27 protein-coding genes, 1 tRNA gene, 1 other RNA gene and 1 riboswitch are annotated in these 25,882 nt (G+C 67.2%); of the genes, 15 read left to right on the forward strand and 14 right to left on the reverse strand.

Going from position 1 to position 25,882, the window contains the following annotated elements; genetic code table 11:
* Window positions 1–27 precede the first annotated feature (27 nt).
* Window positions 28–843: an ABC transporter ATP-binding protein gene (locus tag ACTJLD_RS36610; RefSeq protein WP_124839287.1), complete on the reverse strand. Its 816-nt coding sequence runs from the start codon at window positions 841–843 to the stop codon at window positions 28–30.
* Complete coding sequence (locus ACTJLD_RS36615) at window positions 840–1,838, reverse strand: FecCD family ABC transporter permease (RefSeq protein WP_027786720.1); 999 nt, start codon at window positions 1,836–1,838, stop codon at window positions 840–842. The genes ACTJLD_RS36610 and ACTJLD_RS36615 overlap by 4 nt, the downstream gene beginning before the upstream one ends.
* Before the next feature lie 283 nt (window positions 1,839–2,121).
* A riboswitch (cobalamin riboswitch) is annotated at window positions 2,122–2,375 on the reverse strand.
* A 154-nt stretch (window positions 2,376–2,529) separates the two neighbouring features.
* Between ACTJLD_RS36615 and ACTJLD_RS36620 the strand changes: the two genes are divergently transcribed.
* From ACTJLD_RS36620 to ACTJLD_RS36640, 5 genes are all read left to right on the forward strand, one after another.
* A complete protein-coding gene (locus ACTJLD_RS36620; RefSeq protein ID WP_021160796.1) occupies window positions 2,530–2,880 on the forward strand; it encodes a hypothetical protein in 351 nt (116 codons plus the stop codon).
* Complete coding sequence (locus ACTJLD_RS36625) at window positions 2,877–3,191, forward strand: cell division protein ZapA (RefSeq protein WP_011352906.1); 315 nt, start codon at window positions 2,877–2,879, stop codon at window positions 3,189–3,191. The genes ACTJLD_RS36620 and ACTJLD_RS36625 overlap by 4 nt, the downstream gene beginning before the upstream one ends.
* Window positions 3,192–3,272: 81 nt before the next feature.
* Window positions 3,273–3,454: non-coding RNA, 6S RNA (gene ssrS, locus ACTJLD_RS36630), on the forward strand.
* A 71-nt stretch (window positions 3,455–3,525) separates the two neighbouring features.
* Window positions 3,526–3,987: an EVE domain-containing protein gene (locus tag ACTJLD_RS36635; RefSeq protein WP_021160795.1), complete on the forward strand. Its 462-nt coding sequence runs from the start codon at window positions 3,526–3,528 to the stop codon at window positions 3,985–3,987.
* Between the two features lie 180 nt (window positions 3,988–4,167).
* Window positions 4,168–4,908, forward strand: coding sequence for an SIMPL domain-containing protein (locus ACTJLD_RS36640; protein ID WP_048022579.1), 741 nt, complete (start codon window positions 4,168–4,170; stop codon window positions 4,906–4,908).
* Between the two features lie 110 nt (window positions 4,909–5,018).
* Here the strand turns inward: ACTJLD_RS36640 and lgt are convergent, their stop codons facing one another.
* Both lgt and ACTJLD_RS36650 read right to left on the reverse strand, forming a co-directional pair.
* On the reverse strand, window positions 5,019–5,909 hold the full coding sequence (gene lgt / locus ACTJLD_RS36645) for a prolipoprotein diacylglyceryl transferase (RefSeq protein ID WP_334010714.1): 891 nt from the start codon (window positions 5,907–5,909) through the stop codon (window positions 5,019–5,021).
* An 89-nt stretch (window positions 5,910–5,998) separates the two neighbouring features.
* Window positions 5,999–6,913 (reverse strand): LysR substrate-binding domain-containing protein, encoded by a 915-nt coding sequence (locus ACTJLD_RS36650; protein ID WP_060083232.1) that lies wholly within the window; start codon window positions 6,911–6,913, stop codon window positions 5,999–6,001.
* A 135-nt stretch (window positions 6,914–7,048) separates the two neighbouring features.
* On the opposite strand from ACTJLD_RS36650, the gene ilvD reads away from it, so the two are divergent.
* On the forward strand, window positions 7,049–8,722 hold the full coding sequence (ilvD, locus tag ACTJLD_RS36655) for a dihydroxy-acid dehydratase (protein WP_440661188.1): 1,674 nt from the start codon (window positions 7,049–7,051) through the stop codon (window positions 8,720–8,722).
* Window positions 8,723–8,849: 127 nt separating this feature from the next.
* A complete protein-coding gene (locus ACTJLD_RS36660) occupies window positions 8,850–9,176 on the forward strand; it encodes a c-type cytochrome (protein ID WP_027786715.1) in 327 nt (108 codons plus the stop codon).
* Window positions 9,177–9,317: 141 nt separating this feature from the next.
* Here ACTJLD_RS36660 and ACTJLD_RS36665 read toward each other — a convergent pair whose 3' ends face one another.
* Genes ACTJLD_RS36665 through ACTJLD_RS36675 form a run of 3 tightly spaced genes read right to left on the reverse strand, consistent with a single transcriptional unit; the run spans window position 9,318 to window position 12,082 of the window.
* Window positions 9,318–10,094, reverse strand: a complete 777-nt coding sequence (locus tag ACTJLD_RS36665) for a DUF2486 family protein (RefSeq protein WP_440661190.1) — start codon at window positions 10,092–10,094, stop codon at window positions 9,318–9,320.
* Between the two features lie 25 nt (window positions 10,095–10,119).
* The gene (locus ACTJLD_RS36670; RefSeq protein ID WP_021160787.1) at window positions 10,120–10,536 is read right to left on the reverse strand and encodes a DNA polymerase III subunit chi; all 417 of its coding nucleotides are present in this window, start codon (window positions 10,534–10,536) and stop codon (window positions 10,120–10,122) included.
* Window positions 10,537–10,570: 34 nt separating this feature from the next.
* A complete protein-coding gene (locus ACTJLD_RS36675) occupies window positions 10,571–12,082 on the reverse strand; it encodes a leucyl aminopeptidase (protein WP_021160786.1) in 1,512 nt (503 codons plus the stop codon).
* Window positions 12,083–12,204: 122 nt separating this feature from the next.
* Between ACTJLD_RS36675 and lptF the strand changes: the two genes are divergently transcribed.
* From lptF to ACTJLD_RS36690, 3 genes are read left to right on the forward strand one after another with little or no spacing between them, the layout of a single operon-like run.
* A complete protein-coding gene (gene lptF / locus ACTJLD_RS36680; RefSeq protein ID WP_021160785.1) occupies window positions 12,205–13,296 on the forward strand; it encodes an LPS export ABC transporter permease LptF in 1,092 nt (363 codons plus the stop codon).
* 3 nt (window positions 13,297–13,299) lie between these two features.
* Entirely contained in the window at window positions 13,300–14,448 is a 1,149-nt protein-coding gene (gene lptG / locus ACTJLD_RS36685) for an LPS export ABC transporter permease LptG (protein WP_027786712.1), read from the forward strand.
* Between the two features lie 27 nt (window positions 14,449–14,475).
* Window positions 14,476–14,859, forward strand: a complete 384-nt coding sequence (locus tag ACTJLD_RS36690; protein WP_048022584.1) for a sirohydrochlorin chelatase — start codon at window positions 14,476–14,478, stop codon at window positions 14,857–14,859.
* 105 nt (window positions 14,860–14,964) lie between these two features.
* Here ACTJLD_RS36690 and cobA read toward each other — a convergent pair whose 3' ends face one another.
* From cobA to ACTJLD_RS36720, 6 genes are all read right to left on the reverse strand, one after another.
* Window positions 14,965–15,714, reverse strand: a complete 750-nt coding sequence (gene cobA, locus ACTJLD_RS36695) for a uroporphyrinogen-III C-methyltransferase (protein ID WP_440661193.1) — start codon at window positions 15,712–15,714, stop codon at window positions 14,965–14,967.
* Window positions 15,715–15,800: 86 nt separating this feature from the next.
* Window positions 15,801–17,117 (reverse strand): sulfate adenylyltransferase subunit 1, encoded by a 1,317-nt coding sequence (locus ACTJLD_RS36700; protein WP_021160781.1) that lies wholly within the window; start codon window positions 17,115–17,117, stop codon window positions 15,801–15,803.
* Window positions 17,118–17,139: 22 nt separating this feature from the next.
* Entirely contained in the window at window positions 17,140–18,102 is a 963-nt protein-coding gene (cysD, locus tag ACTJLD_RS36705) for a sulfate adenylyltransferase subunit CysD (RefSeq protein WP_027786708.1), read from the reverse strand.
* Between the two features lie 76 nt (window positions 18,103–18,178).
* Window positions 18,179–18,928 carry a phosphoadenylyl-sulfate reductase gene (locus tag ACTJLD_RS36710; protein ID WP_027786707.1) on the reverse strand — a complete coding sequence of 250 codons (750 nt, stop codon included), beginning with the start codon at window positions 18,926–18,928 and terminating at the stop codon, window positions 18,179–18,181.
* Window positions 18,925–19,476, reverse strand: a complete 552-nt coding sequence (locus ACTJLD_RS36715) for a DUF934 domain-containing protein (RefSeq protein ID WP_027786706.1) — start codon at window positions 19,474–19,476, stop codon at window positions 18,925–18,927. The genes ACTJLD_RS36710 and ACTJLD_RS36715 overlap by 4 nt, the downstream gene beginning before the upstream one ends.
* Before the next feature lie 25 nt (window positions 19,477–19,501).
* Entirely contained in the window at window positions 19,502–21,181 is a 1,680-nt protein-coding gene (locus ACTJLD_RS36720) for a nitrite/sulfite reductase (protein ID WP_027786705.1), read from the reverse strand.
* A gap of 214 nt (window positions 21,182–21,395) precedes the next feature.
* On the opposite strand from ACTJLD_RS36720, the gene ACTJLD_RS36725 reads away from it, so the two are divergent.
* The 4 genes from ACTJLD_RS36725 (at window position 21,396) to ACTJLD_RS36740 (ending at window position 24,061) form a co-directional block, all read left to right on the forward strand.
* On the forward strand, window positions 21,396–22,337 hold the full coding sequence (locus ACTJLD_RS36725) for a CysB family HTH-type transcriptional regulator (RefSeq protein ID WP_014896306.1): 942 nt from the start codon (window positions 21,396–21,398) through the stop codon (window positions 22,335–22,337).
* 70 nt (window positions 22,338–22,407) lie between these two features.
* A complete protein-coding gene (locus ACTJLD_RS36730) occupies window positions 22,408–23,565 on the forward strand; it encodes an ABC transporter substrate-binding protein (RefSeq protein WP_021160776.1) in 1,158 nt (385 codons plus the stop codon).
* Window positions 23,566–23,661: 96 nt separating this feature from the next.
* Window positions 23,662–23,746: transfer RNA gene (locus ACTJLD_RS36735), tRNA-Leu, on the forward strand.
* A gap of 147 nt (window positions 23,747–23,893) precedes the next feature.
* The gene (locus ACTJLD_RS36740; protein ID WP_021160775.1) at window positions 23,894–24,061 is read left to right on the forward strand and encodes a hypothetical protein; all 168 of its coding nucleotides are present in this window, start codon (window positions 23,894–23,896) and stop codon (window positions 24,059–24,061) included.
* Window positions 24,062–24,097: 36 nt separating this feature from the next.
* Here the strand turns inward: ACTJLD_RS36740 and ACTJLD_RS36745 are convergent, their stop codons facing one another.
* On the reverse strand, window positions 24,098–25,000 hold the full coding sequence (locus ACTJLD_RS36745; protein WP_119336924.1) for a LysR family transcriptional regulator: 903 nt from the start codon (window positions 24,998–25,000) through the stop codon (window positions 24,098–24,100).
* A 117-nt stretch (window positions 25,001–25,117) separates the two neighbouring features.
* On the opposite strand from ACTJLD_RS36745, the gene ACTJLD_RS36750 reads away from it, so the two are divergent.
* Complete coding sequence (locus ACTJLD_RS36750) at window positions 25,118–25,855, forward strand: SDR family oxidoreductase (RefSeq protein WP_440661196.1); 738 nt, start codon at window positions 25,118–25,120, stop codon at window positions 25,853–25,855.
* Window positions 25,856–25,882: the final 27 nt, after the last annotated feature.

The raw sequence follows: 25,882 nt of genomic DNA on the forward strand, positions 1-25,882 counted from the left end.
GTGCACCGCGCATCGGAAAAGGAAACGTCATTGTCGCTCGGGCCACGCCGGCAGCAGCGCATCGCGGCCGTTCTCGCGGATCAGCACGAGCGGATAACCGAACGCGTCGCTCGCGCGCTCGGGTGTCAGCACGTCGTGCACGGGGCCGGCCCACGCGTGGCCACGGCCGTCGAGCAACAGCGCATGCGTCGCGAAACGCCGCGCGAGATTCAGATCATGGCACGAGAACAGCACCGCGCGCGGGCCCGCGTCGAGCCAGGCGGCCAGCGCGGTCAGGCAATCGATCTGGTGATGGAGGTCGAGATGCGCGAGCGGTTCGTCGAGCAGCATCAACGGCGCGTCCTGACACAGCGTCGCGGCCAGCGCGACGCGCTGCCGCTCGCCGCCCGACAGCGACAGCACGTCGCGCGACGCAAGCGCGGTCAGGTCGAAGGTCGCCAGCGCGTCGCGCGCGGCCGCGCGGTCGCCGTCACGCTCCCAGCCCCAGCCGCCGAGATACGGAAAGCGGTTGAGCAAGACCGTATCGAACACGGTCGCGCTGAATGCGTCGTGCAGTTGCTGCGGCATCAGCGCGCGGCGCTGCGCGAGCTGCGCGGGCGGCCATGCGGAAAGCGGCCGGCCGTCGATCTCGACGTGTCCGCCGGCCGGCGGCTGCAGCCCCGCGAGAGTCGCCAGCAGCGTCGTCTTGCCCGCGCCATTCGGCCCGGCGACGCACCAGATCTCGCCCGGACGGAACGCCTGCGTGAAGCTATCGAGCAGCGTGCGCGCGCCAGCCTTCAGCGTCAGGCCGACGGCCGCGCAGCTCATCTCGTCGCCGGTAGCGCGCAATGCGGCACGGGTCATCGCATCGGCCTCCTGAGCAACATCCACAGGAACACCGGCACGCCGATCAACGCGGTCATCACGCCGACCGGCAGTTGCGCGGGCGCGATCGCGGTTCGTGCGAGCAGGTCGGCGGCCATCACGCCACCGCCGCCCGCGAGCATCGCGGCCGGCAGCAACATCCGCTGGTCGTTGCCGAATGCGAGCCGCAGCGCGTGCGGCACGACGAGGCCGACGAAGCCGATCGTGCCGGCGGTCGTCACTGCGGCCGCGGCGGCCAGCGACGCGACGAGATAGATCCGCACACGCAGGCGCGCGACGGGCACGCCGAGCGCGAGCGCCGTCGCATCGCCGCGCAGCAGCACGTTCAGTTGCGGCGCGGCCGGCAGTGCGATGCACGCGGCCAGCAGCAGCGCGCCCCACGCGAACCACGGTGTGCTCACGCCGTTCAGGTCGCCCGTCAGCCAGAAGATGATGCCGCGCAGCCGCGCATCGGGCGCGAGCGACAGCAGCAGCGTGACGAGCGCGCCCCACCCCGCCGCGATCACGACGCCCGTGAGCAGCAGCCGCGGCGACGCATCGCGCGCCTCGCCGCGCCCCAGCTCGCGGCGCGCGAGTCCGAGCACGAGCGCGACCGACACGAGCGAGCCGGCGAACGCCGACACATCGACGAGCCACCATGCGCCGCCCGCGATCATCGCGACGAGCGCGAAGCCGGCCGCGCCGCCGGACACGCCGAGCACGTACGGATCGGCGAGCGGGTTGCGCAGCAACACCTGCAACAACGAGCCGGCCAGCGCGAGCAGCGCACCGCACGCGAAGCCCGCGAGCGCGCGCGGCAGGCGCAGCGTGCGGACGATGTCGGCGAACAGCGCGTCGCCGCCATGCGGCACGAGCGACGCGAGCGCCTGCCACGGCGACATCGGCACGCTGCCGATCGACAGCGACGCGACGAACAGCAACGCGACCGCCGCGGCCAATGCGGCCCAGATCGCGGTGGCGCGCGCGGCGCTCATGCGGCCCTCCGCGCGACGGCCGATGCTGCGCGCATCGGCGCGCTACCGCTGCGGGCCGGGCGCGACATCGGCGCAGTGCAGCGTGTTGCAGGCATACCCAAGCTCGTGGTCCTTGCGGTCAAGTGATCGACGCGCGCGGCGACCTTCCGGCGGTCGCCCGGTTCGAGAACGTCAACAAGATGGCAGAAATCGGCGCCGCCGACGATTGGGGTCAGCATCGAAGATCAATCCCGTGAAGCACTGCGCGCCCCGCTTCCCCGCAGGCCGCGCGTCACGAAGCCCGTGCGGGCTCCCCGCCTCGGCCGGTATCCGGGCTGGCGGCGGTCCGGCTCGCCTTCCCGCGCGAAGACGCGCAGTGGCCCGCGTCCGCATACGAAACGTGCATGCGGAACGCGCCCGAGCCGGCCTGCGTCATGCAACGCGGCCGCTTACCGTTGCGGGGGCAGCGCAGGTTGGCGGCTTCCTGGCGGAGCCCGCGCCCTGCTTCCCGTTTAACCGCGCGTTGCACGCGCGAGCACCGAGGCGGCGCCAGTTTAGGAGCGGGTCGCACGAGCGTCAAGGAAGCATCCGGACACGCACGTGACGCGCCGATTCGCGGCAAGAAGCAGGGGTGTTACGACTGGAAACGTTACAGATGTCGGTTTGCGCGTTATTCCGCGCTAAAATGCTGGGTCTTTAGAGGACGCAGCAAATGCTCAACGAACTCGAAACCTTATCTCAAAATATTGGCCGTCTGATTTCGCTGAACAAGCGCTATCACTCGGAACGGCTCGCGCTCGAGGAGCAGGTCGCGCAATTGCGCGCGGACGCGGACACGGTCCGCGCGGAACTCGCGCAACTGCGCGACGAACGCAATGCGCTCGCGGCCGAGCGCGACACGCTGTCGGCAAAGATTGACGACGCCCAGGTGAAACTGAACGCGATTCTCGAAAAGCTGCCGCGCTCGAAAAGTGCGGAGCAAGCCGACAACCAGCTCGACCTGCTGGATGCGCAGGCGCGTACGGATGGCGATGACGCGGCCAGCCACGGAGAACATGCATGAGCACCAAGCAGATCGAAGTCTCGATTCTCGGTCAGGCCTATCGGCTCGCCTGCTCGGCCGAGACCGAAGCGGCACTGCTCGAAGCGGTCGCGCGCGTCGACGCCGAAATGTCGAAAATCCGCTCGAACAGCTCGGTACGCGGCACCGATCGCATCGCCGTGATGGCGGCGCTGTCGCTCGCTTCCGAATTGCTGCGGCTGCAAACGAGCGTGCGGCACGGTGAAGCATTTCCGGCGGAGGAAATCCGTCGTACAATGCACCAGATGAACGAACAGCTCGGCGCGGTGCTCGCACAGCACGAGACGCAGTAACGTTTTAATCGATGCGTCGATTCCCCTTGATCTCGGCGATCAACGGTGGTCAAATTGGCGCATCGAATCACAGTTCAGTCAGCTTCCCTGCCTGGTTCGCCAAGGTCATATATTCCTTGAACCAATGCCATGTGCACGGTTGCGGAAATTTGTAGCACGGGCGCGCGCGTCACTCTGTCTGATGTACCCGAAGTGCTGCTAACTGCGACCAATTCTGAACCTCAGGTTCAGGATGCCGGCCTAGCGGCCAAGGCGGGGGCCTATCCAACGGCATCGGGCGAAGCCCGGTGCCGTTTTCTTTTGTAGCAGCCTCTTTCTGCGTCGATCACGATCCATGCAATACTGGCTGATGAAGTCCGAACCGGACGAAGCAAGCATCGACGATCTCGCCAACGCACCGCAGCGCTCGCTGCCGTGGACCGGCGTGCGCAATTATCAGGCGCGCAATTTCATGCGCGACACGATGAAGATCGGCGACGGCGTGCTGTTCTATCACTCGAGCTGCCCCGAGCCGGGCATCGCGGGCCTCGCCGAAGTATCGTCGACGCCCTACCCCGACCCCACGCAGTTCGATCCGAAAAGCCCCTATTACGATCCGAAGTCGACCCGGGAAGCGCCGCGCTGGCTGCTCGTCGACGTGCGCTACGTGAAAAAATCGCCGCTCGTGCCGCTCGCCGCGCTGCGTGAACACGACGAACTCGCCGACATGCGCGTGCTCGCACGCGGCAACCGGCTGTCGATCACGCCCGTCACGCGCGCCGAATGGCGGTTCATCACCGAAAAGCTGATGAAGTAGGCGCACGCCAAACGTCAAATCTGGTCAGTACGCGCCGCCGCCACGGAACTCGCGGCACTTTCGCGCGGCCTAAGCAACCGCTGCCGGCCGATCAAGCCGGCCGTCGTTTTTTCGTCGCGCGGTACGCCCGCGTCGCGCACGCGTGATCCGCGTGCGCGCCCTCGCACAAGGAGTCCAACAATGACCAAGAAATCCGCACTCGCGCTGTCGCTCGCCCTTGCCGCCGCCGTTCCCGTCGCGCTGACGCTCGCGTCACCCGCCGCGCACGCGCAGGCCGCGAACCCGCACTTTCCGGAGCCGGCAGGCGTGCTGTCGCTGTCATCGCAAGCCAGCGCCGACGTGCCGCAGGACATCATCCACATCACGCTGTTCTACGAGCAGCAGGCCAAGGATCCGGGCAGCCTCACCGCGCAGTTGAACCAGCGCGCCGACGCCGCCCTGTCGCAAGCGAAAAGCGTATCGGGCGTCACGGCACACACGGGCGCATTCTCCGTCTATCCGAGCACCGATCGCGACGGCAAGATTTCCGCATGGCGCGGCCGCACCGAGGTCGCGCTCGAATCGCGCGATTTCGCCGCGGCGTCGAAGCTGGCAGGCCAGTTGTCGAACCTGATGCAGGTCGCGAACGTCGAGTTCTCGCTGTCGCCCGAAGCACAGCGCGCGGCCGAGCAGAAGCTGACGACCGAGGCGATCAAGTCGTTCCGCGCCCGCGCGGACGAAGCCGCGAAGGCATTCGGCTACAGCAGCTACACGATCCGCGACGTCAACGTCGGCGGCGGCCGCAACGTGCAGCCGTATCCGCGCATGATGGCGATGGCCGCGGCACCGATGGACAGCGCGAAGATGAGCGCACCGATCGCGGTCGAAGGCGGCAAGGCCACCGTGTCGGTCACCGTCAACGGTTCCGTGCAGATGAAGTAACACGCAGCGCGCGGCAGTCCGAAATGAAAAACGCCGGCCCGAAGGCCGGCGTTTTTCATTTCAATGCGTAGGCCGATGCACGCGTCGATCGCGCGTGCATCGTCATCACATCACGCAACGGCATTCGCCGCGCGGCGGCGATACGCCCAGACCATCAACGCGACGCCCGCGATGATCATCGGCAGCGACAGCCACTGCCCCATCGACAGGCCGAGCGCGAGCAGGCCGAGGAAGTCGTCGGGCTCGCGCGCGAACTCCACCGTGAAGCGTGCGAGGCCGTAGCCGATCAGGAACAACGCGGACACGGCGCCCATCGGCCGCGACTTGCGCGCGAAGAAGAACAGCGCGAAGAACAGCACGATGCCTTCGAGCGCAATTTCGTAGAGCTGCGAAGGATGACGCGGCAGCATCTGGTATTGCATGAACACGTCGGCGAGATGCCACTTCTCGACGAGTTCCGGATGCTTCGGCAACCATGCCGCATCGTCGCGCATCGCACCCGGGAACAGCATCGCCCACGGTGCGGACGGATCGGTCACGCGGCCCCACAGTTCACCGTTGATGAAGTTGCCGAGCCGCCCGGCCGCGAGCCCCGTCGGCACCATCGGCGCGACGAAATCGGTGACCTGCAGCCAATGGCGCTTGCGCTGCCACGCGAACAGCGCCATCGCGAGCGTCACGCCGAGGAAGCCGCCGTGAAACGACATGCCGCCCTCCCACACCTTGAACACGTCGAGCGGATGCGAGAAGTAGAAATCGGCCTTGTAGAACAGCACGTAGCCGAGGCGGCCGCCGAGCACGGTGCCGAGCACGCCGTAGAACATCATGTCGTCGATGTCCTTCGCGGTCCAGCCCTGCGCCGCGACGTGCGGCAGCTTCAGGCGGATCCGGCCGACGACGATCGCCGCGATGAAGCCGACGAGATACATGAGCCCGTACCAGCGCACGGCCAGCGGCCCGAGATGGATCGCAACGGGGTCGAAATTCGGGTGAATGATCATGGGTTAGCGAAGAAGTTTTCGAATGCGGTGCGGCCGTCGCACACGCGCAGCACCGCACGTTGGACGGCACCGGCGCGCCATCGTTCACGTCACGGGGCGAGCCCCTGCGCGCGCACGACGTCGAGGAAGCCGGCCAGCACGGGGCTCACGTCGCCGGTACGCCACACGAGGCCCGTCTCGACGACCGGCGCGTGACCGGCGAGCGGCCGGTAGACCACGCCGGTGCGCCGCAGGTTACGCAGCGATTGCGGCACCAGTGCGACGCCCATGCCGGCCGACACGAGGCTGACGATCGTCTGCATCTGGATCGCCTCCTGGCCGATGCACGGGGTTTCCCCCGCCGCGCCGTAGCAGCCCGTAATGATGTCATAAAAGCCGGGCGCCAAACGACGCGGAAAGATCACGAGCGGCAACGCGGCGACTTCCGCGAGATGAACGGGCTCGTCTTCAGGCGCGTCGCTCGCGGCCGCCGGCATCGCGATCACCAGCGGCTCGCGCAGGACGGGCAGGTACGACAGCCCGGCCGCGTGGCGCGGCGGCACGGGCGGAATGACGAGCCCCGCGTCGATGCGGCCGGCGACGAGTTCGTCGATCTGCACGTCGCTCGTCGCCTCCGCGAGTTGCAGGCGCACCTGCGGATAACGCGCGCCGAACGCACGCAGCAGCGAAGGCAGCAGCCCGTAATCGGCGGTCGACACGAACGCGAGCGACAACGAGCCGGCCTCGCCGCGCGCGAGCCGTCGCGCCAGCGGCGGCAACGCATCGGCCGACGCAAGCAGCCGGCGCACATCGGGCAACAGCGCGGCCCCGACCGCCGTCAGCGCCACCGAACGCTTGCTGCGCACGAACAGCGCGACCCCGAGCGTGTCCTCGAGCGCGCGGATCGCCTGCGACAGCGGCGGCTGCGTCATCGACAGGCGTTCGGCCGCGCGGCCGAAATGGCGCTCGTCCGCAACGGTCGCGAAATAGCGCCACTGGCGCAGGTCGGGAGTCGGATCAGCCATGCGTCTTTCATTCAGGAAACGACCTAATAGGCGACAAATAATATATTGGACATCCCAATCCGGAAACTCCATGCTTGACTGATCCGAACCGGCGCGCCGTTCACCGGCGCGGCCCAGACAACGATGGAGTCCCCCATGGCTTACAACCGCCGCTCGAAGCACATCACGCAAGGCGTGGCCCGATCGCCGAATCGCTCGATGTATTACGCGCTCGGTTACCAGAAGGACGATTTCGACAAGCCGATGATCGGCATCGCGAACGGCCATTCGACGATCACGCCGTGCAATTCGGGCCTGCAGCGCCTGTCGGATGCAGCCGTCGCGGCCGTGAAGGCCTCCGATGCGAACCCGCAGATCTTCGGCACGCCGACGATTTCGGACGGCATGTCGATGGGCACCGAAGGCATGAAGTACTCGCTCGTGTCGCGCGAGGTGATCGCCGACTGCATCGAGACCTGCGTGCAGGGGCAATGGATGGACGGCGTGGTTGTCGTCGGCGGCTGCGACAAGAACATGCCGGGCGGGATGATCGCGCTCGCGCGCCTGAACGTGCCGGGCATCTACGTGTACGGCGGCACGATCCGCCCCGGCAACTGGAAAGGCCGGGACCTGACGATCGTCTCGTCGTTCGAGGCCGTCGGCGAATTCACCGCAGGCCGGATGTCGCTGGAGGATTTCGAAGGGGTCGAGCAGAACGCATGCCCGACGTCGGGTTCGTGCGGCGGGATGTACACCGCGAACACGATGAGTTCGTCGTTCGAGGCGCTCGGGATGTCGCTGCTGTACTCGTCGACGATGGCCAACCCCGACCAGGAGAAAGTCGATTCGGCCGCCGAGTCGGCGCGCGTGCTGGTCGAGGCCGTGAAGCGCGACCTGAAGCCGCGCGACATCATCACGAAGGAATCGATCGAGAACGCGGTGTCGGTAATCATGGCGACGGGCGGTTCGACCAATGCCGTGCTGCACTATCTCGCGATCGCGCACGCGGCCGAGGTCGACTGGACGATCGACGACTTCGAGCGCATCCGCAAGCGCGTGCCCGTGATCTGCGACCTCAAGCCGTCGGGGAAGTACGTCGCGACCGACCTGCACCGGGCCGGCGGGATTCCGCAGGTGCTGAAGATCCTGCTCGACGCGGGGCTGCTGCACGGCGACTGCATGACGATCACCGGCCGCACGATCGCCGACGAACTGAAGGACGTGCCCGCCGTGCCGCGCGCGGACCAGGACGTGATCTTCCCGATCGACCGCGCGCTGTACAAGGAAGGCCACCTTGCGATCCTGAAAGGCAATCTCGCGGAAGACGGCGCGGTCGCGAAGATCACCGGCCTGAAGAACCCCGTGATCACGGGCCCGGCGCGCGTGTTCGACGACGAGCAGAGCGCGATGGATGCGATTCTCGGCGACCGGATCCAGGCAGGCGACATCCTCGTGCTGCGTTATCTCGGCCCGAAGGGTGGCCCCGGCATGCCCGAAATGCTCGCGCCGACGTCCGCGATCATCGGCAAGGGGCTCGGCGAATCGGTCGGCTTCATCACCGACGGCCGCTTCTCGGGCGGCACCTGGGGCATGGTGGTCGGCCATGTCGCACCGGAGGCGTTCGTCGGCGGCACGATCGCGCTCGTGCAGGAAGGCGACTCGATCACGATCGACGCGCACCGGCTGCTGCTGCAGTTGAACGTGGACGACACGGAACTCACGCGCCGCCGCGCCGCGTGGCAACAGCCGGCACCGCGCTACACGCGAGGCGTGCTCGCGAAATTCGCGGCCCTCGCCCGGCCCGCGAACCAGGGTGCCGTCACGGGCTGACACGGGTGCATCGCCGCATGCGACCCCGTTAAACATGGCCGCCGGGGGAACGCGCAAAACGCGCTTTCCCTTTGCTTTTATAATGCGCGGGTCATGAAGCCGGCCGTCCCCGCCGGCGGAGAACCGCATGAAACACTCGATATTGCGCGTCCTGCTCGCCACGCTGCTGATCGGCAGCGGGGCGGCGGCGCGCGCCGACCAGGCCGACGGGCTCGCGCTTGCCCAGCGCAAGAACTGCATGGCCTGCCACGCGATCGGCAAACCGCTGATGGGCCCGTCGTTCCGCGACATCGCCGGCAAGTATGCGGCGCGCGGCGACGCCGTCGATTACCTCGCCCAATCGATCGTGAAAGGCAGCGTCGGCGTATGGGGCAGTGTGCCGATGCCCGCCAATACGCAACTGACGAGCGCCGAAGCCCACACGCTCGCGCAATGGGCGCTGTCGGTGCGCTGATCCGGGCGCAACGGCCGGAAACCGCCGTCGCGCGGAGTTCCGCCGGCAGGCGGGCCCGCCGAGGCTGATCCGCACCTCGCCGGCCGCTTGGCCGGCCCTTACTGGAATCGCACCCTGTTTTTCACCTGAACGGCCGCGCACTCAACCGGCATGACCGGCGCGGCGGCGTGCGATTTCTTCGTCGACCGCGTCGCGAACCCAGTCCATCACCTCGGTTTCCAGCGCCAGCGCCACTTCGCGCGTGATCTGGCCGACCAGCCAGGCCGAATGCTCATGCAGCGCGTCGCGACAACGGGCCTCGATGGCGTCGCGCCCTTCCCCGGTCAGATAGTTCGTCAGGCGATTGCGCAGGCGCTCGGCGATGTGCTGGGCATCTTCCGGCGTCAGCCCGGCCACGGCCTGCGCATCCTGCTGCGGCGCGGCGGCCGCTGCGGCCACTGCGGCGGCCTCCGGCATGTGCGCTTCACGCGCGTGCCCGACAGCCTCACGCGCCACCGCGGCGAACGCATGCGGCAGCACATCGTCGTCGGCCAGCGACGAGCGCAGCGGCGCACTCATCGCCGCCGAGTCTTCGGCAACCACGTGTTCCGCGGCGCCGGGCTCCGCCGGCGCATCGGTCTCGCCGAGCGCGGCGGCGGCGACAGTCGCAGTCACCACCGCCTCGTCTCCGGGTAGTTCGACCGCCGGCACGTGCGGCGTCGGCACGGGTTCGACCACGACGGAATCGGGGTCGAGTGCGTCGGGCATGGAATCGGCCGGCGCCGCACCCGTGGTGCGTGGCGCGACCACGTCGGTCAGCACCGGAATCGCCGCGCCGGCGGGCGGCTGCGGAGCGTCGGGCGCGCGCGCCGGCACCGGCTTGCCCGGCACCAGCACGTCGGTCAGCGTCGGGATCGAGGATGAATCGGCTTCTGTCACGGGAACACTCCGTCGACGGTTGCGGCTAGCTGCCCTGCTTGTAGTTGTTCAGCGCGTATCCGCGGTCGCGGTAGAACCGGTAGCGGTCCCGGCCCGCGGCCAGCTCGTCCGGCGCGTTGCCGACCACTTCGAGCAGGCGCTCGAAGCGGGCGAACTGCGCAGGCACGGCCGCGCCGAGGTTCAGCAGCACGTGATGATGCGGTGCGCGGTCGAGATCCGCGGCCAGCACGATCGGCGTGCCGGCTGCGTGCTCGCTGTCGACACCGCAATGCGGGATGAAATCGAGCGGCGAGAACGTCCAGAGCCGCTCGTCGAGCGCGCGCAGGCGCGCGGGCTCGGCGAGCACGACGACCGGCTGCCCGGCCTGGTAGGCCTTGCGCAGCAGCCGGCACGCGTACGCGAGCGAATCGCCGACGTTCGAGTGGAAATCGATCCGCGTCATTGCCCGCCTACCCGCAGCGTCGTCAACACCGCCATCACTGGCCGGCGCGGTCGATCAGGAACTGCGCGAGCAACGGCACCGGACGGCCCGTCGCCCCCTTCGCCGCACCGCCCTTCCACGCGGTGCCCGCGATGTCGAGGTGGGCCCACGGATAGCTGTCGGTGAAGCGCGACAGGAAGCACGCGGCGGTCACGGCGCCGGCCGGGCGCCCGCCGATGTTCGCGAGATCCGCGAAGTTCGACTTCAGCTGATCCTGGTACTCGTCGTCGAGCGGCATGCGCCATGCCGGGTCGTTCGCCTCGCGCGACGCGTCGAGCAGTTCGCCCGCAAGCGCGTCGTTCGTCGAGAACAGGCCGCTGTTGTGGCCGCCCAGCGCGATCACGCACGCGCCCGTCAGTGTTGCGACGTCGATCACGGCGGCCGGCTTGAAGCGCTCGGCATACGTGAGCGCGTCGCACAGGATCAGGCGCCCTTCGGCGTCGGTGTTCAGCACCTCGATCGTCAGGCCCTTCATGCTGGTGACGATGTCGCCCGGCTTCGTCGCGTTGCCGCCCGGCATGTTCTCGCAGGTCGGCACGATCGCGACGACGTTGATCTTCAGGCCCATCTCGGCGACCGCACGCATCGTACCGAGCACCGAACCGGCGCCGCACATGTCGTACTTCATCTCGTCCATGCCCTCGCCCGGCTTCAGCGAGATGCCGCCCGTGTCGAACGTGATGCCCTTGCCGACCAGCACGACCGGCGCGGCCTTCGCGGCGGCGCCCTGGTAGTGCAGCACGATGAACTGCGGCGGCTCGACCGACGCGCGCGCGACCGACAGGAACGAGCCCATCTTCAGCGCCTGGATCTGCTTGAGCCCGAGCACTTCCGCCTTCAGGCCCCAATCCTTCGCGATCTTCTTCGCGGTGTTGCCGAGGTAGGTCGGCGTGCAGACGTTACCCGGCAGGTTGCCGAGGTCGCGGGTGAGATCCATCCCGTTCGCAAGCGCGACGGCCTGCTTGACCGCGACCTTCGCGGCCTTTTCGTCGGACGGATCGACGCTGAACACGACGCGCTTGAGCGTGTGCGACGCCGGTTCCGGCTTGCTCTTCATCTGCGTGAAGCGGTAGGTCTCGTTGCGCAGCGCGAGAATCGCCGCACGCACGCCCCAGTCGGAGCTGCGCTCGTCGACCGGCAGTTGCGCAAGCGTGAACGTGACCTGGACGACCTTGGTCGCCAGCAGCGCGCGCCACGCGGCCGTCGCTGCGTCGTTATAGGCTTTCTGGTTGAAAGCATCCTGCTTGCCGAGGCCGACGAGCAGCACGCGCGACGCGCCGATGCCCGATACTTCGTGCAGGAACAGCGTCTTGCCGCGCTTGCCGTCCATGTCGCCGGCCTTCACCACGCGCGAAATCAGTCCCTTGGTGGCCGTGTCGATGTCGAGCGCCGCGCCCGAGAGGGTCTGCGCCTCGAAGATGCCGAGCACGATGCAATCGGACTTCCCGGTCAGGAACCCCTTCGCCTCGCCTTTGCTCCAATCACAGCCTTTTATGCTAAAGTCCATCGCGCTTGTCCTCGGATAAAATCTGGGCTAAGGATGAAAGCCGCAATTATCCGCTATTTTTCCCGTGGCGGCGCGAGCGCTCCGCTACGCGTGCGCAGCCTCCCGCCCTCTTCTCATCAAGAATGATCTTCGAACGCTCCCTCCAGCGCGAGCTTGCGTATACGGCTGGCGCCGTGTTCATGGTGCTGCTCACGATCATGCTCACGACGATGATGATCCGCATCGTCGGTTACGCCGCGTCCGGTGAAATCGATCCGCGGGACGTCCTCGTGCTGATCGGCCTCACCGTGATCGGCTACCTCGCCGTGATGCTCGTCGTCACGCTGTTCGTGTCGATCCTGTTCGTGCTGACCCGGTGGTACCGGGACTCCGAAATGGTCGTGTGGCTCGCATCGGGCGTAAGCCTCACGCGCCTCATCAAGCCGATCGGCGTGTTCGCCACGCCGATCATCCTGCTGATCGCCTTCTTCGCGTTCGTCGGCTGGCCGTGGTCGAACCAGCAAAGCAAGATGATCAAGGCACGCTTCCAACAGCGCGACGAGATCTCGCTGCTCGCGCCGGGCCAGTTCCGCGAGTCGGCCACGAACCACCGCGTGTTCTTCATCGAGAAGATGACGCCCGACCAGAGCAAGGTGCAGAACGTGTTCGTCACGTCGACCGAGAACGGCAAGGTCAACGTGGTCGTATCGCAGACGGGTCACACGGAAACGCGCGACGGCAGCCGCTTCGTCGTCCTGGAAGACGGCCGCCGCTACGACGGCACGCCCGGCCAGCCGAACTTCAAGATCATGGAGTTCGAGCGCTACGGCGTGAAGATCACGAGCACGCCGGTCACCAACGTGCCGACCACGAACAGCACCCCGACGCCGGACCTGCTGCGCAACCCGACGCGCGACAACCTCGCGGAATTCGCGTGGCGCGCGGGGCTGCCGCTGATCGCGATCAACCTGCTGGTGCTCGGCATTCCGCTGTCGTACCAGAACCCGCGCCGCAGCCGCACGATCAACCTCGTGATGGCCGTGCTGATCTACCTCACGTACTCGAACCTGCTGAACGTCGTGCAGGCGCAGATCGAGCAGGGCAAGATGTCGTTCGGCGTCGGCCTGGTCGGCCTGCACCTCGTCGTCGCCGCGATCGTCGCGTTCATCTTCTGGTTGCGCGTGCGCAATCGTCCGCTGTTTACACGCGCGCTGTTCGGCCGCTCGGGAGCATGATCGATGCGGCTCTATGAAAAGTACTTCGCGCGACAGATCTACGTCACGTTCGTCTTCATCCTGTTCGCGTTCTCGGGCCTGTTCTTCTTCTTCGACCTGATCAGCGAACTGAACTCGGTCGGGCACGGCAACTACAAGTTCGGCTACGCGGTGCTGCGCGTCGCGCTGCAGACCCCGTCGCGCTTCTACGAGATCATCCCGGTCGCCGCGCTGATCAGCGCGATCTACGTGTTCGCGCAAATGGCCGCGAACTCGGAATTCACGATCTTCCGCGTGTCGGGTCTCGCGACCAACCAGGCGCTGCGCTCGCTGTTGAAGATCGGCATTCCGCTCGTGATCGTCACCTACCTGATCGGCGAATTCGTCGGCCCGTACGCCGATCAGCTGTCCGAGCGCGTGCGGCTGCAGGCGCTCGGCGCATCGGTGTCGTCGAACTTCCAGTCGGGCGTGTGGGTGAAGGACACGCTCGCGGCCCGCGAAAACGGCGAGCAGGTCACGCGTTTCGTCAACGTCGGCAGCCTGTCGCCCGACTCGACGATCAGCAACGTGCGCATCTACGAATTCGACTCGAAATTCCAGCTGCAGAACGTGCGGATCGCGCAGACGGGGCGCTACGAGCCGCCCGGCCACTGGCTGCTGAAAGGCGTCTCCGAGACCGAGCTGACGCCGATCAAGCCGATCAGCGGCCAGCCGGCCGACGCGCTCAACCCGGTGTACCGGTCGCAGCAGGTATCGCTGCCCGAATACCGGCTGCGTTCGGACCTGACGCCGCAGATCCTGTCGGTGCTGCTCGTGTCGCCGGAGCGCATGTCGCTCATCAACCTGTTCCGCTACATCCAGCACTTGCGCGAGAACCAGCAGGACACGCAGCGCTACGACATCGCACTGTGGCGCAAGCTGCTGTATCCGTTCGCCGTGTTCGTGATGCTCGTGCTGTCGCTGCCGTTCGCTTACCTGCACACGCGGGCTGGCGTGGTCGGCGTGAAGGTGTTCGGCGGCATCATGCTCGGCATGAGCTTCCAGCTCCTCAACACGCTGTTCTCGCACATCGGCACGCTGAACACGTGGCCCGCGCCGCTCACTGCCGCGACGCCGGGCCTGATCTATCTCGCGCTCGGCCTGTTCGCGCTCAAGTGGGTCGACCGGCACTGAGCGCCGCGTCACGACGGAGGCTTCGACATGAGTTCGCACGGCATCGTCCTGTTCGGCCACGGCGCCCGCGACCCGCGCTGGGCCGAGCCGTTCGAGCGGCTCGCCGCGCGGCTGCGCGGCGCCGCCTCCCCCGCGGCCCACGTGTCGCTCGCGTTCCTCGAACTGATGACGCCGACGCTCGGTGACGCGGTCGCCGCGCAGGTCGCGGCCGGCTGCTCGCACATCACCGTGGTGCCCGTGTTCTTCGGCCAGGGCGGCCATGTCCGCCGCGATCTGCCGCAACTCGTCGATGCGTGCCGCGCCGCGCATCCGGGCATCGAGATCCGCTGCGCGACGGCCGTCGGCGAAGACGACGGCGTGCTCGACGCGATCGCGCGCTACTGTATCGACCAGATCGACGGCAACGCGTAAGCCACGCGGTTAGCGGTTAGCGTGCACAAAGAAAAAGCGCCGGCTTGATGAAGCCGGCGCTTTTTTGTTTCGGACTGCGGCGGGATCCCGCTCAGGCCGCCCCGCTCAGGCCGCATTTCGCAGCGAATCGCCCTCTTTCGCCTGTCCGGCGCGCTCGGCGAACGCGTCGCCGATCATCAGCAGGCTCGGTTCCGCGGGATCGAGCCACGCCTGCGCGTCGCCCGCCGCCATCTGCGCGAGCGTCAGCGTCAGCGTGCGCTCGCGCGCGGTGCTGCACGCCTCGACGATCGCCACGGGCGTCGCCGGCGCACGGCCTGCGTCGATCAGTTCCTGCGCGATGCCGGGCGCGCTGTCGCGGCCCATGTAGTACACGATCGAATCGGCGCGCGCGGCTTCGCGGATCTCGTCGCTGCCCGGCGCGCGGCTGTGCGTCGCGAACGCGACGCTGCGCGACACGCCGCGCAGCGTCAGCGAACGCTTCAGCGTCGCCGCGCCGGCCAGTGCCGCGGTGATGCCCGGCACGACCTCGTAGTCGATGCCGGCCGCCTCCAGCGCGCGCATCTCCTCTTCGGCACGACCGAACAGCATCGGGTCACCGCCCTTGAGCCGCACGACGCACGCGTGCTCGCGCGCCGCATCGACGATCTGCTTGTTGATGAAGTGCTGCGCGGTCGAGCGCTGCCCGCAGCGCTTGCCGACCGCGATCTGGTGCGCGTTCGGCGCGTAGTCGAGCATCGCGGGCTCGACGAGCGCGTCGTGCAGCACGACGTCCGCCTGCGCGAGCAGCCGCGCGCCGCGCACCGTGATGAGGTCCGCCGCGCCCGGCCCTGCTCCGATCAGATACACCTTGCCCATGTTTGTCGCTTCGCTTCGTCCGTGCGGACGTTTGCAGACGGCCCGCGCCGCCGTGCGGCGGCGCGGTTTGCCGCGCAGATTGACGATTACGCCGAGAACGCCCGGATCATGCCCGCGGCGACCGTATGATGCGTCGCCTCGTCGATCAGCACGAACGCACCGGTACCCGGATGCGCGTCGTACGTGTCGCAGACGATCGGCTTCTGCAGCGTCAGCGCGACACGGCCGATGTCGTTCATCTTCAGGTCGTGACGGTCGGTCGCATGCGACAGCGTGTGCACGTCGAGCACCTGCTTGACGCCGCCGATCTTCGCGAACACCGTGCTGGTGGTCTGCTTCAGCAGGTACTTGCGCTGCGGCGACAGCGGCGTCTCGTCGAACCAGCACAGATCGGCTTCGAGCTTCTTCGCCGGTGCAACCGGCTCGCCGGAGGTGACGAACATGTCGCCGCGCGACACGTCGACGTCTTCCGCGAGGCGGATCGTCACGGTCTGGCCCGCGAACGCGTGCGCGACCGACGCGGTGCCGCCCGGCACCGGCGCGACGATCTCGGCGACCGTTGCCGTGCGGTTCGACGGCAACACGGCGATCTCGTCGCCGACCTTCACTTCGCCCGACTCGATGCGGCCCATGTAGCCGCGGAAATCGTCGGCCGAGCTGCCGTCCTGGCGCGCAACCCACTGCACCGGGAAGCGCAGCGCGTCATGCGCCTGCGTCTCGACCGGCAGCGATTCGAGCACGTCGAGCAGCGGTTCGCCCGCGTACCACGGCATGCGTTCGCTCGCGCCGACGATGTTGTCGCCCTTCAGCGCCGACACCGGCACGAAGCGCACGTCGGTGAGGCCAAGCTGCTTCGCCAGCGTGACGTACGCGTCGCGGATCTCGTTGAAGCGCGCTTCGCTGTAGTCGACGAGGTCCATCTTGTTGATCGCGACGATCACGTGCTGCAGCGCGAGCAGCTTGACGATCGCGCTGTGACGCTTGGTCTGCGGCAGCAGGTCGGCGACACCGTTCTCGACCGTCACGCGCGTCGCGTCGATCAGGATGATCGCCGCGTGCGCGGTCGATGCGCCCGTCACCATGTTGCGCGTGTACTGCTCGTGGCCCGGCGTATCGGCGATGATGAACTTGCGCTTCGCGGTCGCGAAGTAGCGGTACGCGACGTCGATCGTGATGCCCTGCTCGCGCTCGGCTTCGAGACCGTCGGTCAGGAGCGCGAGGTCGAGCTCGTCGCCGACCGTGCGCTTGTTCTTCGCGCGCGACAGCGCGGACAGCTGGTCGGACAGCACGGCCTTGCTGTCGTACAGCAGGCGGCCGATCAGCGTGCTCTTGCCGTCGTCGACGCTGCCTGCGGTGATGAAGCGCAACACGCCGAGGTCTTCGGTGTTCTCGATGATGCTCATGATGTGAATGTCCTCGTGTGCTTCAGAAATAACCTTGCTTCTTGCGCTGTTCCATCGCGGCTTCGGAGGCCTGGTCGTCCATCCGGGTCGCGCCGCGCTCGGTGATCTCGGTCACCGCCGTCTCGGCGATGATCTTCTCGACGTCGTCCGCGTCGCTCTCGACCGGGCACGTGCAGCTGATGTCGCCCACGGTACGGAAGCGCACCTGCGCGAGCTCGCTCGTCTCGCCGTCACGCATCGGCGTGAGCGGCGTGACCGGCACGAGCAGGCCGTTGCGGCGCACGATCTCGCGCTGGTGCGCGTAGTAGATCGACGGCAGTTCGAGGTTCTCGCGCGCGATGTACTGCCACACGTCGAGTTCCGTCCAGTTCGAGATCGGGAACACGCGCAGGTGCTCGCCGTTGTGCAGGCGGGCGTTGTACAGGCTCCACAGTTCCGGGCGCTGCGCCTTCGGATCCCACTGGCCGAATTCGTCGCGGAACGAGAAGATCCGCTCCTTCGCACGTGCCTTCTCTTCGTCGCGGCGCGCACCGCCGATCAGCGCCGTATAGCCGTGCTGTTCGATCGTCTCGAGCAGCGTGACGGCCTGTGCGGCGTTGCGCGAATCGGTTTCGCGGCGCAGCACGACCGTGCCGCGCTTGATCGAATCCTCGACGTGACCGACGACCAGCTCGGCGCCGAGTTCTTTCGCGCGGCGATCGCGGAAGTCGATCACTTCTTCGTAGTTGTGGCCCGTGTCGATGTGCACGAGCGGGAACGGCAGCGTCGTCTTGCGGTTCGCGCCGAGGCCGAACGCCTTCAGTGCCAGATGCAGCACGACGACCGAATCCTTGCCGCCCGAGAACAACAGCGCCGGCTTGCTGCATTCGGCGACCAGTTCGCGCAGGATGTGGATCGACTCGGCTTCGAGCCAGTCGAGGTGGCCCATGCGCTTGTCGGCACCGGCGGGCGGGGCAAAGGCGGATTGCTCGAGCGTCGTGCTCATGATTTCAGTCCTTCTCTTCTGGGTTCGTGCCGCCCGCTGTCGCGGGCGGCGCAATATTCAGTTTCTTGTCAGGCTTTCAGTGCGTGGCGCCGGCAACGGCGTCCGCGGGAATCGGCGTGATCGTGATGTGCAGGCCGCATTCCTTCGTGTCGCGCGACTCCCACCACCAGCGGCCCGCGCGGCTGTCCTCGCCGGGGCGGATCGCCCGCGTACAGGGCTCGCAGCCGATGCTCGGATAGCCGCGCGCATGCAGCGGGTTCACCGGCACGTCAAACGCGTTAAGGTACGCCCACACGTCGCTTTCCGTCCAGTCGGCGAGCGGGTTGTACTTCGCGATCCCGCGCGCTTCGTCCTGCTCTTCCTCGTGCAGCTCGGCACGCGTGACCGACTGCTCGCGGCGCTGGCCCGTGACCCATGCCCCGACGTCGGCCAGCGCGCGATTCAGCGGCTCGACCTTGCGGATGTGGCAGCACGACTTGCGCAGCTCGACGCTTTCGTAGAACGCGTTCAGGCCGTGCTCGGCGACGTACTGGTCGACCGCGTCCTGCTGCGGATGAAACTGCTCGATCTCGTAGCCGTAGCGCTCGCGCACGCGGTCGATCATGCCGAGCGTTTCCGCATGCAGGCGGCCCGTGTTCAGTGAGAAGATGCCGATCCGGACGCCCTTCGACAGGATCGCGTGCGTCAGCAGCATGTCTTCCGCCGCGAGACTGCTCGCGAACTTCACCTTCTCGTGACGCGCACCGATCTGCGCGAGCAGCGCGTCGAGGCGCTCGACCTTCGCGGCGAGTTCCGGGCTCAGCGCGGTGGCGGCGGCGGTGCTCATGCGCCCACCTTCGCTTGCGCCACGCCGGCCGCCGCGGCACGGCGGCGGAACAGCGGTTCGGGCTGGTCGAACGCGCCCTGATAACGCTGCGTGAATTCCGTGAACGCGTTCAGCGCGTCGTGGATGTCCTTGTCGGCGCGCACCGCGAATGCGTCGAAGCCGCAACGCGACATGTACAGCAACTGGTCGCGCAGCACGTCGCCGATCGCGCGCAGTTCGCCCGTCCAGCCGTGGCGCTCGCGCAGCAGGCGCGCGATGCTGTAGCCGCGGCCGTCCGCGAAGCGCGGGAAGTCGACGGCGACCAGCGAAATCGCGCCGAAGTCGGCCACGAGATCGGCCGGCTCGCTGTCCGGGGCGAGCCACACGCCGAGCTCGTCCTTCGTCTTCGCGGCGACGAGCGCCGCGCGCTCGGCCTGCCACAATGCGAACGGCACCAGCACCTTGCCGGCCGGCAACGCGTCGACCGCCGGCAGTGCACCGTCTTCCGCCGCGCGCACGACCTGCCATGCATCGTCGATCACTGCGCGGTTCTTGATAATCGAAGCCATCTGCTAATTCCTTCTACCCGGTTGGTTACGCGTTCACTGCCTGGCGCGCCGCATACACGCGCTCCTTGAACGGCGCGATGCCGATGCGGTCGTACGTGTCGACGAAGCGCTCGCCGTCGACGCGCGATTCGACGAACGTGTCGATCAGCTTCGCGATCACGTCGGGCACTTCCTCCGCAGAGAACGACGGCCCGATCACGCGGCCGAGGCGCGCGCCGTTGCGGCCCGTGCCCTGCTCGCCGCCGAGCGACACCTGGTACCACTCGGCGCCGTCCTTGTCGACGCCGAGGATGCCGATGTTGCCGACGTGGTGGTGACCGCACGAGTTCATGCAACCGGAAATGTTCAGCGACAGGTCGCCGAGGTCGTACACGTAGTCCAGATCGTCGAAACGCTGCTGGATCGCCAGCGCGATCGGGATCGACTTCGCGTTCGCGAGCGAGCAGAAGTCGCCGCCCGGGCACGCGATGATGTCGGTCAGCAGGCCGATGTTCGGCGTCGCGAAACCGGCCGCCTTCGCCTTTTCCCAGACCTCGAACAGGTCGCGCTTCTTCACGTTCGCGAGAATCAGGTTCTGCTCGTGCGACACGCGCAGCTCGCCGAACGAATAGGCGTCGGCCCAGTCGGCCACCAGGTCCATCTGCTGGTCGGTCGCATCGCCCGGCGCGATGCGGTGATCCTTCAGCGACAGCGTGACGGCGGCATAGCCGGCCACCTTGTGCGGTGCGACGTTACGCTCGACCCAGCGCGCGAACGCCTTGTTCTCGAGCAGGTGCTGTTCGAACGATGCGTCGGTGTCGGCCAGCTTCTCGTAGACGGGCGGCTGGAAGTACTGCGACACGCGATCGACTTCCGCCTGCGTGAGCGTCGACGGGCCGTCCTTCAGGTGCTGCCACTCTTCCTCGACCTGCTGCGCGAACTTCGCGGGCGACAGCGCCTTCACGAGGATCTTGATGCGCGCCTTGTACAGGTTGTCGCGGCGGCCGTAGCGGTTGTACACGCGCAGCACGGCTTCGCAGTAGGTCAGCAGGTGCTGCCACGGCAGGTCTTCCTTGATCACCGCGCCGATGATCGGCGTACGGCCGAGGCCGCCGCCCGCGAGGATGCTCGCGACCACTTCGCCCTGCGCGTTCTTCTTCAGGTACACGCCGAGGTCGTGAATCTGCACGGCCGCGCGGTCGTCCTTCGAGCCCGACACCGCGATCTTGAACTTGCGCGGCAGCCACGCGAATTCGGGATGGAACGTCGACCACTGGCGCAGGATTTCCGACCACGGGCGCGGATCGATCTCTTCGTCCTGGGCGACGCCGGCGAACTGGTCGGCCGTGATGTTGCGGATGCAGTTGCCCGACGTCTGGATGCCGTGCATCTGCACCGACGCGAGCTTCGCGAGGATCTCGGGCGTTTCCTCGAGCTGGATCCAGTTGAACTGGATGTTCGAGCGGGTCGAGAAGTGGCCGTAGCCGCGGTCGTGTTCGCGGGCGATGCGCGCCAGCATCCGGAGCTGGTCGCTGCGCAGGTTGCCGTACGGAATCGCGATGCGGTGCATGTACGCGTGGCGCTGCATGTACAGGCCGTTCTGCAGGCGCAGCGGACGGAATTCTTCTTCGCTCAACTCGCCCGACAGCCGGCGGCGCACCTGATCGCGGTACTGCGCGACACGCTCGTCGACGATCGTCTGGTCGTATTGGTCGTACTGATACATTCGGGGACCCCAGGGTTTTCGTGGTGACCGCGCGACGTCCTAGCCACGTCGCGCCCGAATCTCCGTTCCGCCGTCACCGCCCCCAACCGCTGGCGGCTGGATTGCTAATGACGAAAACAGATATCCATATTTGAAAAACTCCGGTGAATCGTAATAAACTCGCCTTATATTTCAAACGACTAAAAAATTCTGTTGATATGCGGAAGGGTTATAAATGAACCTGCACCAATTTCGCTTCGTGCGCGAGGCCGTCCGGCAGAATTTCAACCTCACCGAGGCCGCCAAGGCGCTCTACACGTCGCAACCGGGGGTATCGAAGGCGATCATCGAGCTCGAGGACGAGCTCGGCGTGGAGATCTTCACGCGGCACGGCAAGCGCGTGCGCTCGCTCACCGAGCCGGGCAGGATCATCCTCGCGTCGGTCGAGCGGATTCTTCAGGAGGTTGAAAGCCTTAAAAGGGTCGGGAAAGATTACGCCGCGCAGGATCAGGGCAACCTGACCATCGCCGCGACCCACACGCAGGCCCGCTACTCGCTGCCGGCCGCGATCGCCGAATTCAAGAAGCGCTTTCCGAAGGTGCACCTGTCGATCCTGCAAGGCAGCCCGACGCAGGTGGCCGAGATGGTGATCCACGACCAGGCCGATCTCGCGATCGCGACCGAGGCGATCTCCGACTACAAGGAGCTCGTGTCGCTGCCCTGCTTCCAGTGGCATCACGCGGCCGTCGTGCCGGCCGACCACCCGTTGCTCGAACGCAAGCCGGTCACGCTCGACGATCTCGCCCAGTACCCGTTGATCACGTACGACGACGCGTTCGCGGGCCGCAAGAAGATCAACCATGCGTTCGCGCTGCGCGGGCTGTCGCCGGACATCGTGCTCGAGGCGATCGACGCCGACGTGATCAAGACCTACGTCGAGCTCGGCCTGGGCGTCGGGATCATGGCCGACATCGCGTTCAACCCCGAGCGCGACCGCAACCTGCGGCTGATCCCGGTCGGCCACCTGTTCGGCAGCAACGTGACGCGTGTCGCGCTCAAGCAGGGCGCCTACCTGCGCAGCTATGTGTATACGCTCGTCGAACTGCTGTCGCCGACGCTGAACCGCAAGCTGATCGAACAGGCGCTCAAGGGCGAATCCGAATCGTACGAGCTTTGACCGGCCTGTATAAACACAGGGGCGCGAATCTGAACCGCGCCCCTTTTCGTTGCCCGACGGAGAATCCCGCATGACGCTTCCCGCCCTGTTGCGCCGCGCCGCCGCCGGCGCGCTCGCGCTCGCCTGTGCCGCCGCCCATGCCGACCTGAAGGTCGGCGTCGACCTGTCGTCGACCGGCCCGGCCGCCGCGATCGGCATCACGAGCAAGAACGCCATCCTGATGTGGCCGAAGACGATCGCCGGGCAGCCGGTGCAGGTGACGGTGCTCGACGATGCATCCGACCCGGGCACCGCGGTGCGCAACATCCGCAAGCTGGTCGACGAGGATCACGTCGACGTCGTGGTCGGGCCGAACATCACGCCGGCCGCGCTCGCGGCGCTCGACGCGGTCGCGGCCGGGCAGACGCCGATGATCACGCTGGTCGGCTCCGGCGCGATCGTCGAGCCGCAGGAAGGCGCGCGAACCTGGGCGTTCAAGATGGCGCAGAGCGACCGCGCGATGGCCGACGTGATGACGCGCTACATGGCCAACCACGGCGTGAAGACGGTCGGTTTCATCGGCTTCGCGGACAGCTACGGCGACAGCTGGCTGAACGAGTTCACGCGCTTCGCGGACCTGCGCAAGATCCGCGTCGTCGCGACCGAGCGCTACAACCGCACCGACGCGAGCGTCACGGGCCAGGCATTGAAGCTGATCGCGGCGAAACCCGACGCGATCCTGATCGCGGGCTCGGGCACGCCGGCCGTCCTGCCGCAGCGCACGCTGATCGAGCGCGGCTACAAGGGCCCGGTCTACCAGACGCACGGGATCGCGACGCCGGAATTCATCAAGCTCGGCGGCAAGGACGTCGACGGGACGCTGTTCCCGACCCAGCCGGTGGTCGTCGCGCGCACGCTGCCGGCCGATCATCCGGCCCGCAAGGCCGCGCTCGCGTTCGTCGACGCGTACGAGGCGAAATACGGCGCCGGCACGGTCACGCAGTTCGCAGGCGACGCGGCGGGCGTGTACCCACGCCTTGCCGATGCGGTCGGCCGCGCGCTGAAGGCCGCTCAGCCCGGCACGCCCGCGTTCCGTGCGGCGCTGCGGCGCGAACTGGAACGCGCGCACGAGCTCGTCGTGCCGAACGGCGTCGTCAATACCAGCGACAAGGATCATGTGGGGCTCGATCAGCGCGCGAGCGTGATGGGGATCGTCAAGCAGGGCCGGTTCGTCTATCTGAGCCAGTGACGTGCACGACCGGCACCGGGGCAGCTTGCCCGGCGCCGGGATTTCAGACATAATCCGCGTTTCGCCGCGCACAATCGCATGCGCGGCCAGGATCAAGCCCAGGTGGTGAAATTGGTAGACGCAGGGGACTCAAAATCCCCCGCCGCAAGGCGTGCCGGTTCGATTCCGGCCCTGGGCACCAGTATTTCGCAGCATCACGCGCTGCATCTGTCGAAACCCGCGCAAGCTCGCCGCTTCGCGGGTTTTTTGTTTTTGCCGCACGCGCCGCAACGCGCGCGCCCGCGCAACGGTCCAAGCATCATGAGGATGCGCGGCACGGAGGCACGCCATGTCCATGCGCACGATTTCATCCCCGCTCCGCCGCCGCGTGCTCGCCGTGGCGCTCGTGCTCGTGCTGGGCGGATGCGACGTCCTCACCGCGCCGCCGGTGCCTGACTGGCCGGGCCCGCACGCACCGTATCCGTTCCCGGACAACATCCCGCATCGCACCGAATGAAGCGCCGGCCGTCCTGCCGCCGGCCGCGTCTCGCGCTCAGGCCATCAGTTCGCGAACGAAGTCGAGAAACACCCTCACCTTCGCCGAGACGAGGTTTGACGCGTGGTGATACGCGTAAAGCGGAAACGTCTCGTCCGCCCATTCCGGCAACAGCAGCACCAGCCGCCCTTCAGCCAGGATGTCCCGCGCATAGAGTTCCAGCAATTGCGCAATCCCCGCGCCGCCCAGGCACGCACCGAGCAGCATGCCCGTATCGTTGACCATCAGCCGGCCGGCGGCATCGAACGGCACCACTTCCTTGCCGCGATGGAATTCCCATTCGAACGGCCGCCCCGTCACCGGGTCGCGGATCAGCACGCAACGGTGCCCGTCCGCGAGGTCGCGCGGATGCCGCGGTTCGCCATGACGCGCGACATAGGCCGTCGACGCGCAGGTGAGCACGCGCGTTTCCAGCAGCAGCCGCGCACGATACGACGATGGTTCCGGAATGCCGAATCGCACGGCCACGTCGAACCCGTCGGCGACGAGGTCGCCCATCCGGTCGCGCACGCTGATCTCGACGGACAGGTCGGGGAAGCGCTCGAGAAACTCGGCCATCTTCGGCGCCAGCACGTAGTGGCCGAAGGTCGCGTCGACATTGACGCGCAGCCGCCCCCTGACACGCGCCTTCGACTGGCCGGCGTCGATCGCCGCCTCCTCGATGCCGGCCAGCAGCGGCGCGACCGCCTCATAGAAACGCCGGCCCTCGTCGGTCAGCGTGATCGCGCGCGCCGTGCGGTTGAAGATCCGGATGCCGACGCGCTCTTCCAGCCGGGCGACGGCACGGCTCACCGCCGGCTGCGTCAATCCCATCGCTTCGCCGGCCCGCGCGAAGGTGCCGGCCTCGATCACCGCCGAAAGTACGCCGATCCCGCTCAAAAGCCTGCTGTCGAATGCCATAAGACATACTTTCAGTCATTCTTGATCTTCTCATTATTCATTATTTTTATTGGCCGAGGAAGCCTACATTAGTCCTGTCGCCGGATCGCTCGGCACTCACGAACCAAGGAGCAGGACATGAGCACATCGGAACAGGTCGCCCTCGTCACGGGTTCATCGCGCGGCATCGGCGCGGAAATCGCGCGCCAGCTCGCCCGGGACGGCTTCCGGGTCATCGTCAACTATGCCGGGAGCGCCGGCCCGGCCCGCGAAGTGGTCGACGCGATCGTCGCCGACGGCGGCCATGCCGTCGCGGTGCAGGCGAACGTCGCCGACCCGGCGGCCGTGGCCGCGCTGTTCGACGCCGCGCAAGCTGCATTCGGCGGCGTGGATGTCGTGGTCAATTCCGCGGGCGTGATGAAGCTGGCGACCATCGCCGACTGCGACGATGCGCTCTTCGACGAAACGATCGCCACCAACGTGAAAGGCACGTTCAACGTATGCCGCGAAGCGGCCAGGCGGGTGCGCGACGAGGGACGCATCATCAACCTGTCGACCAGCGTGATCGGCATGCGCATGCCGACTTACGGCGTGTACGTCGCCAGCAAGGCGGCAGTCGAAAGCCTGACGCAGGTGCTCGCGCAGGAAATGCGCGGACGCGGCGTCCGCGTGAATGCCGTCGCGCCGGGACCGGTCGCGACCGAGTTGTTCCTGCAGGGCAAGAGCCCCGAACTCGTCGATCGGCTCGCGAAGCTGAACCCGCTCGAGCGGCTCGGCCAGCCCGACGACATCGCGCGCGTCGTCGCATTCCTCGCCGGCCCCGACGGCGCGTGGATCAACGGCCAGGTCCTGCGCGCCAACGGCGGCATGTGCTGACGGGCCGCCTGCCTCGCCCCCCGCTTA

Source organism: Burkholderia sp. 22088 (assembly GCF_052045915.1).
GTDB lineage: Bacteria > Pseudomonadota > Gammaproteobacteria > Burkholderiales > Burkholderiaceae > Burkholderia > Burkholderia cepacia.

Excerpts from the sequence above, each read along its gene's own strand:
- ACTJLD_RS36640 (WP_048022579.1), top strand. The coding sequence starts at position 4,168 with ATGACCAAGAAATCCGCACTCGCGCTGTCGCTCGCCCTTGCCGCCGCC.
- ACTJLD_RS36750 (WP_440661196.1), top strand. The coding sequence starts at position 25,118 with ATGAGCACATCGGAACAGGTCGCCCTCGTCACGGGTTCATCGCGCGGC.
- ACTJLD_RS36635 (WP_021160795.1), top strand. The coding sequence starts at position 3,526 with ATGCAATACTGGCTGATGAAGTCCGAACCGGACGAAGCAAGCATCGAC.
- cobA (WP_440661193.1), bottom strand. The coding sequence starts at position 15,714 with ATGGGCAAGGTGTATCTGATCGGAGCAGGGCCGGGCGCGGCGGACCTC.
- ACTJLD_RS36745 (WP_119336924.1), bottom strand. The coding sequence starts at position 25,000 with ATGGCATTCGACAGCAGGCTTTTGAGCGGGATCGGCGTACTTTCGGCG.
- ACTJLD_RS36740 (WP_021160775.1), top strand. The coding sequence starts at position 23,894 with ATGTCCATGCGCACGATTTCATCCCCGCTCCGCCGCCGCGTGCTCGCC.
- lptF (WP_021160785.1), top strand. The coding sequence starts at position 12,205 with ATGATCTTCGAACGCTCCCTCCAGCGCGAGCTTGCGTATACGGCTGGC.
- ACTJLD_RS36615 (WP_027786720.1), bottom strand. The coding sequence starts at position 1,838 with ATGAGCGCCGCGCGCGCCACCGCGATCTGGGCCGCATTGGCCGCGGCG.
- ACTJLD_RS36715 (WP_027786706.1), bottom strand. The coding sequence starts at position 19,476 with ATGGCTTCGATTATCAAGAACCGCGCAGTGATCGACGATGCATGGCAG.
- lgt (WP_334010714.1), bottom strand. The coding sequence starts at position 5,909 with ATGATCATTCACCCGAATTTCGACCCCGTTGCGATCCATCTCGGGCCG.
- ACTJLD_RS36660 (WP_027786715.1), top strand. The coding sequence starts at position 8,850 with ATGAAACACTCGATATTGCGCGTCCTGCTCGCCACGCTGCTGATCGGC.
- ACTJLD_RS36670 (WP_021160787.1), bottom strand. The coding sequence starts at position 10,536 with ATGACGCGGATCGATTTCCACTCGAACGTCGGCGATTCGCTCGCGTAC.
- ACTJLD_RS36730 (WP_021160776.1), top strand. The coding sequence starts at position 22,408 with ATGACGCTTCCCGCCCTGTTGCGCCGCGCCGCCGCCGGCGCGCTCGCG.
- cysD (WP_027786708.1), bottom strand. The coding sequence starts at position 18,102 with ATGAGCACGACGCTCGAGCAATCCGCCTTTGCCCCGCCCGCCGGTGCC.
- ACTJLD_RS36625 (WP_011352906.1), top strand. The coding sequence starts at position 2,877 with ATGAGCACCAAGCAGATCGAAGTCTCGATTCTCGGTCAGGCCTATCGG.
- ilvD (WP_440661188.1), top strand. The coding sequence starts at position 7,049 with ATGGCTTACAACCGCCGCTCGAAGCACATCACGCAAGGCGTGGCCCGA.
- ACTJLD_RS36650 (WP_060083232.1), bottom strand. The coding sequence starts at position 6,913 with ATGGCTGATCCGACTCCCGACCTGCGCCAGTGGCGCTATTTCGCGACC.
- ACTJLD_RS36720 (WP_027786705.1), bottom strand. The coding sequence starts at position 21,181 with ATGTATCAGTACGACCAATACGACCAGACGATCGTCGACGAGCGTGTC.
- lptG (WP_027786712.1), top strand. The coding sequence starts at position 13,300 with ATGCGGCTCTATGAAAAGTACTTCGCGCGACAGATCTACGTCACGTTC.
- ACTJLD_RS36710 (WP_027786707.1), bottom strand. The coding sequence starts at position 18,928 with ATGAGCACCGCCGCCGCCACCGCGCTGAGCCCGGAACTCGCCGCGAAG.
- ACTJLD_RS36700 (WP_021160781.1), bottom strand. The coding sequence starts at position 17,117 with ATGAGCATCATCGAGAACACCGAAGACCTCGGCGTGTTGCGCTTCATC.
- ACTJLD_RS36620 (WP_021160796.1), top strand. The coding sequence starts at position 2,530 with ATGCTCAACGAACTCGAAACCTTATCTCAAAATATTGGCCGTCTGATT.
- ACTJLD_RS36675 (WP_021160786.1), bottom strand. The coding sequence starts at position 12,082 with ATGGACTTTAGCATAAAAGGCTGTGATTGGAGCAAAGGCGAGGCGAAG.
- ACTJLD_RS36725 (WP_014896306.1), top strand. The coding sequence starts at position 21,396 with ATGAACCTGCACCAATTTCGCTTCGTGCGCGAGGCCGTCCGGCAGAAT.
- ACTJLD_RS36610 (WP_124839287.1), bottom strand. The coding sequence starts at position 843 with ATGACCCGTGCCGCATTGCGCGCTACCGGCGACGAGATGAGCTGCGCG.
- ACTJLD_RS36690 (WP_048022584.1), top strand. The coding sequence starts at position 14,476 with ATGAGTTCGCACGGCATCGTCCTGTTCGGCCACGGCGCCCGCGACCCG.